Below are 5,948 nucleotides of genomic sequence, written 5' to 3' on the forward strand. Positions count from 1 at the left end.
TTCTCGGCCGCCGCGGCAGCGGCCGAGAAGGCCGCGGCCAAGGCGCCCGCGGCGCCCGTGGCCGACGTCGCCGAGGTGCCGGTCGCCGAGGTCGTCGCCGTCGTCGCCGTCGTCGAGACCCCCGAGGCCGTCGAGACCCCTGAGGTCGCCGAGCCCGCCGAGCCCGCCGAGGTCGCCGAGCCCGCCGAGGCCCTCGCACCCGCGGCCGAGGCGCCCGCCGGGCCGGTGACCACGAAGATCGCCGTCGCACGCAGGACGACGACCCGCCGGACGACCACGTCGACGACCCCGCGGGCCCCGCGGACCCGGCGTCCGGCGACCGCACCGGCGACCGCACCGGCGACCGCGTCCCCGGCCGCCCGGCCCGAGTAGTCCGAGCAGCCCCACCTGCCGGCCCCGCCCGCGACGGCCGTCCCCGGCGTCGCGGGCGTCGGCACGCGCGTACAGACGCGCCCCGCTGCCCCCGCGTTGTCCTGCCGTCCCATGAAAAGCGTCACGCGGCCCCGGACCCCGTCGGCCGCAACCCTTCGGCCCTCCGCCGCGTGAGTGGTGCATCACGGTCGCAGCAGCGGCCGGACCACACGACGGGTCCCGCTCGGGGGACCTCACGCAGGGGGGACATCCCATGTCGCACAACACCTCAGGGCCGCAGCGGGGCATCGTCTGCCGGTTCCGCGCGATGCCGCGCAGCCTCGGATTCGCGCTCCTCGCCGTCCCCGTGACGGCCGCCGCCGTCGGCACCTTCGGGGTGCTCCCGGCCACCGCGCAGGACGCCCGCACCCAGCCGGTGGCGCAGCGCTCGGCGCACGCCACGGCCACGCCGGCCTCCGGCCCGGCGTCCGCGACCACCGCGGCGAAGAAGCCCGCCACCCGACGGGCGGACGACACCCGCCCGGCGGAGCAGGACGCCGGGGACAAGGCCGGGGACAAGGCCGGGGACGACCGTCGGCACGGCCGCGACGAGGACGGCGACCGGCACCACGGCCGCCACGAGAAGCACACGGCCGAGGAGGCGCTCGGGGCGTTCTTCGACGCCGGCTACCTCTACGAGGACGCCGTGGCCCTCAAGCGCGCCTGGCACAGCAGGGCCGACGTCAGCGACGTCAAGGTCCGCGCGGGCCGCAAGCTCCTCGCCGGCCGCGACCTGCCCGTCGACCCGAGCGGCACCCCCGCGACGGAGCAGGAGATCGCCGAGCGCGCCGCCCTCGACGCCTACCTCGACGCCGGCTACGACTCCGACGACGCCGACCTGCTCGCCCTGCTGTGGGGTCCTGACACCGACGCCTACGAGGCCAAGGTGCTCGCCGGCTCCAAGCTGCTCGCCGGTGGCGAGGTGCCGATCGAGCCCGGCCAGACGGCCTGGTCCGTCTCCGACGACGCCGCCCGCGCCGCCTACTTCAACAACGGCTACGACTACGCCGACGCGCTCGTGCTCGCCGACATCTGGTCCGGCGTCGACGACCTCGCCGACGTCAAGGCGAACGCCGGGCACAAGATCCTCGACCGTCTGCCGCTGCCCGGCGGGGTCCTGCCCTTCGACGGCGACCAGGGCGGCGCGGGGCAGCAGGCGGCGCTCGACGCCTACTTCGCGGCCGGCTACGACTACGACGACGCGGTCGCCCTGGCGCGGGTCTGGGGCGGGATCGACCCGTTCGACGCGAAGGTCATGGCCGGCGACAAGCTCATCACCGGCATCGACCTGCCCGTCGCGGCCTGAGCGCGAGGGTCGGCGTGACGATCGTGACGACGGTCCGCACGGGCGGCGACGTCGACCCGGCCTCCCCGCGGTCCGGTGGCACCGGCCACCGGACCGCGGGGGGCGCCCCCGCCCGGCTCGGGCTGCGCACCGGGTTCGAGCTCGAGCTCCTGGCCCCGCGCGGGACGAGCCGGGCCGACCTCGCGGCCGAGGTCGCCGCCCGCTGCGGCGGCACCGTCCGGCGCTTCTTCCACACCGACTCCGAGCCCTCGCTCGTCCCGGGCATGGGGTGGTTCATCCACCTCACGCCGGGCTTCGAGGTGCTCGGGCCGGACGGCGCACCGCGCTGCCGGCTCGTCGACGACATCACGCTGCGGGCCGACCTCGACCGCCGGGCCCCGGCCCGGCCGGGGTGGTACCGGGTGCTCGGTGACGAGCCGCGGCTCATGCGGCTCGTCCACCGGCTCGCGGACCCGCAGGCGCCGCGGGAGGCGGTGCTCGACCCGCTCGCGGCGGTCTTCGGGGTCGCGCCGCGGCTCGCCGGGGACGTCGTCGTCGTCGACGACACGGCGGGCGCGACGGTCGCCATGGCGGCGCCGATGCCCGGCGAACGGGAGCGGGCCTGCGAGGTCGTCACGCCGCCGCTCACCGCCGACCACGCCGCCCACCTCGACGCGCTCCTGGCTCCCGCCCGGGACCTCGGCTTCACCGTGCCCGTCGAGGCCGCCGTCCACCTGCACGTCGACGCCGCACCGCTGCGCGTCCCGGCGACGTTCGCCAACCTCGTGCGTCTGTTCTCGGCGTGGCGCGAGCCGCTGCGGGCGGCGCTGCGCACCAACCCCGCCTGCACCCGGCTCGCCCCGCTGCCGGACGCCGTCGTCGCCTACGCCGCCGGCCCGCTCGCGCCCGACTGGGAGACCCTGCGCGCGGCCGTCGCACCGATGGGGCTCAAGAAGTACGCGGACGTCAACCTCGCGAGCCTCGTCACGCCGCGTGCGGAGAAGGACACCGTCGAGATCCGCTGCCTGCCGGGCATGCTCGGCACCGAGGAGGTGGTAGCGGCCGCGGCGCTCGTCGAGCGCCTCCTGGCTCGCTGCCGCGACCCGCGGCCGATCGGGGCGCCGCGGCCCGGCGCCCGGATCGAGGACGTGCTCGGCGGCTGAGGCATTCACGCGGTTCGGCCGTGGACGCCAACACTGAATGGCACAATGCGTGCGACCCGCCCGGCCCGGCCGCACGCCAAGGGACCATTTCATGACGCAGCGCCACCGTCGACGCCCGCTCTCCCGTCTCGCCGTCGGGGCGGTCGCCGCGCTCGTGACGGCGCTCGCCGCGACCGGCACGGGCGCCGGGCTCGCAGCCCCGGCGCGGGCGGCGGGAGCGGTCATGCTGAGCACGCCGAAGAGCCTCGGCGGCTGGGGCGTCACCGGCCTGGACCTCACGACGTCCCCGCTCGCCGACTTCAAGAGCAACGTCACCGCGCTCGCCGAGTGGAACGGCCGGATCTACGTCGGCGGCATGTTCACGACGGTCGCGAACAAGGGCGTCGCCAAGGCGTCCCAGCCGTTCCTCGCGGCCTTCGACCGCGCGACCGGCGCCTGGGTGCCGGGCTTCCGCCCGACGCTCGACGGCGGCGTCTGGGACCTCGCCGTGACCCCCAAGGGCCAGCTCCTCGTCGCCGGCTACTTCGGCCGCGTCAACGGCGCCGCCCACCCCGCGCTCGTCGCCCTGAACCCCTCGACCGGCGCCGTCGACAGCACGTGGAAGGCGACGCTCAGCCGGACGACCGGCCGGGTCGGCGTCCGCACGATGGACCTGCAGGGCAGCTGGGTCTACGTCGGCGGCAACGTCACCGCGGTCACGGGCGGCACCGGCACCGACGTCGCCACGGTGAAGGGCAAGAACCTGTTCCGGCTCAAGGTCTCGAACGGCCGGCCGAGCGCCGCGTTCCGGCCAACGCTGTCGACGAGCCCCTGGCAGGTCGACGCCTCCCCCGCCGGCGACCGGGTCTACGCCGCCGGCAAGTTCGGCACCGTGAACGGCGTCCCGAAGCGGATCCTCGCCGTGCTGTCCGCCACCGACGGCAGCCTCGTCAGCGGCGTGGCCGACGTCCGGCCCAGCTACGAGACGAGCGGCGGCGCCTACTCCGAGGCCGTGCTCGAGACGGCCGACCGGCAGTTCGTCATCGCCACGCCGACCGAGCACAGCCTGCAGCAGCTCGGCCGGGCGACCCTCGACCGGCGCGCGGCACACTACACCGGGGCGCCGCCCGGCGACTGGATCGCCGGCGGCGGGGACTTCCAGGCGCTCGCGGAGCGGAACGGCGTCGTCTACGCGGCGTGCCACTGCTGGAAGCAGGACTTCACGAACGCCTGGACGACGTGGGTGCCGGGGCTCGCGCCAACGAGCTGGTCGAGGTACAGCAAGATCCAGGGCATCGGGGCCTACGACGCCGTCACGTTCGCCAAGCTCGACACCTTCACCCCGAGCCTGTTCGGCCAGTACGGCGACGGCACGTGGCAGCTCTTCGTCGACTCCGCAGGCTGTCTGTGGGCCGGCGGCGACATCACGCGCACCGGCGGCGGCACGTGGCTCGGCGGCTTCGCCAAGTTCTGCACGACGTGACGCCGACCGGCCGGCCGCACCACTGACCGCGACCGGCCGACCACGATTCAGGGGGTTCCCCCCGACCCGCGCCGAATGTCACGATCTGCCGTGCCGCCGGTCGACGACGACCGCGCGCCGCCGGGGGAGGATGCACGATGCGTGGTCGGCTGCACAGGTGGGGCTCTCGCCGGCGGGGGCTGCGCGCCGCGGCCGGCCTGCTCGTCGCGGCGGTGGTCGCCGCGGGCACCACCACCGGGGCCGCCGCCCCCGCGAGCGCCGCCCCGGCGGTCATGCTGAGCACCCCGAAGAGCCTCGGCGGCTGGGGCGTAACCGGCCTGGACGTCAGGACGTCCCCGCTCGCCGACTTCAAGAGCAACGTCACCGCGCTCGCGGAGTGGAACGGCCGGATCTACGTCGGCGGCATGTTCACGGCCGTCGCGCGGAACGGGACGACGCAGGCCGCCCAGCCGTACCTCGCGGCGTTCGACCGCGCGACGGGCGCCTGGGTCACCACGTTCCGCCCGAAGCTCGACGGCGGCGTCTGGGACCTCGCCGTGACCCCCAAGGGCCAGCTCCTCGTGGCCGGCTACTTCGGCGTCGTCAACGGCACGACGCACCGCGCCCTCGTCGCGCTGAACCCGTCGACCGGTGCCGTCGACAGCACGTGGAAGGCGACGCTCACCCGGACCACGGGCCGGGTCGGCGTCCGGACCATGCACCTGCAGGGCAGCTGGGTCTACCTCGGCGGCAACGTCAACGCCGTCTCCGGCGGCACCGGGACCGACACCGGTTCGGTCCGGGGCAAGAACCTGTTCAAGGTCAAGGTGTCGAACGGGCGGCCGAGCGCGGGCTTCCACCCGAACATGTCGACGGCGCCGTGGCAGGTCTTCGCCTCGCCGAAGGGCGACCGGGTCTACGCCGCGGGCCGGTTCGGCACGGTGAACGGCAAGGCCAAGGAGATCCTCGCCGTCCTCTCCCCGACGACCGGCGCCCTCGTGAGCGGCGTCGCGAACGTGGCACCGACCTACGACTGCCGGCCCGCGTGCACGAAGGCGCCGTACTCCGAGGCGGTCTACGAGACGAAGAACGGCGCGTACGTCATCGCGACGCCGACCGAGCACGGCCTGACCCAGCTCACCCGCTCGACGCTCGCCCGCAGGTACGGGCACTACACCGGCGGCGACCCCGGCTCGACGGTCAAGGCCGGCGGCGACTACCAGGCGATCGCCGAGGCGAACGGGGTCGTCTACGCGGCCTGCCACTGCTTCCGGCAGGACTACAGCGGCGCCTACCGGACGACGACACCGGGCCTCGCGCCGACGTCCTGGTCGCGGTACAGCCGGATCAACGGGATCGGCGCCTACGACGCGACGACGTTCGCCAAGCTCGACACGTTCAGCCCGGCGATGTACGGGCAGTACGGGGACGGCGTGTGGCAGCTCTTCGTCGACTCCGCGGGCTGCCTGTGGGCGGGCGGGGACATCGTCAAGACGGCGTCCAACGCCTGGCTCGGCGGCTTCGCGAAGTTCTGCCGCACCTGACCCGCGAGGCCCCGGGCGGGCCGGCCCGGGTTACGGCGTGCGGTGACGCGGTGGCGCGACGTACGGTCAGGAGGTGACGACGCCATCCCCCGACTCCCCCGCCC

At 75.3% G+C, this 5,948-nt stretch carries 5 protein-coding genes; all 5 read left to right on the forward strand.

What is annotated here, in order from left to right; translation table 11 throughout:
* Positions 1 to 372, forward strand: a 372-nt coding sequence (locus ECOMGDLI_RS34360) for a hypothetical protein (protein ID WP_198954489.1), incomplete at its 5' end; no start/stop codon positions are given.
* 253 nt (positions 373 to 625) lie between these two features.
* Positions 626 to 1,717, forward strand: a complete 1,092-nt coding sequence (locus ECOMGDLI_RS02870; RefSeq protein WP_088313406.1) for a hypothetical protein — start codon at positions 626 to 628, stop codon at positions 1,715 to 1,717.
* A gap of 14 nt (positions 1,718 to 1,731) precedes the next feature.
* A complete protein-coding gene (locus ECOMGDLI_RS02875; RefSeq protein WP_198954490.1) occupies positions 1,732 to 2,859 on the forward strand; it encodes an amidoligase family protein in 1,128 nt (375 codons plus the stop codon).
* Between the two features lie 91 nt (positions 2,860 to 2,950).
* A complete protein-coding gene (locus ECOMGDLI_RS02880) occupies positions 2,951 to 4,321 on the forward strand; it encodes a delta-60 repeat domain-containing protein (protein ID WP_088313409.1) in 1,371 nt (456 codons plus the stop codon).
* 137 nt (positions 4,322 to 4,458) lie between these two features.
* The gene (locus tag ECOMGDLI_RS02885) at positions 4,459 to 5,844 is read left to right on the forward strand and encodes a delta-60 repeat domain-containing protein (protein ID WP_088313412.1); all 1,386 of its coding nucleotides are present in this window, start codon (positions 4,459 to 4,461) and stop codon (positions 5,842 to 5,844) included.
* Positions 5,845 to 5,948: the final 104 nt, after the last annotated feature.

Origin of the sequence: Kineosporia sp. R_H_3 (assembly GCF_002198675.1) — a bacterium.
In the GTDB taxonomy this organism is placed as follows: domain Bacteria; phylum Actinomycetota; class Actinomycetes; order Actinomycetales; family Kineosporiaceae; genus R-H-3.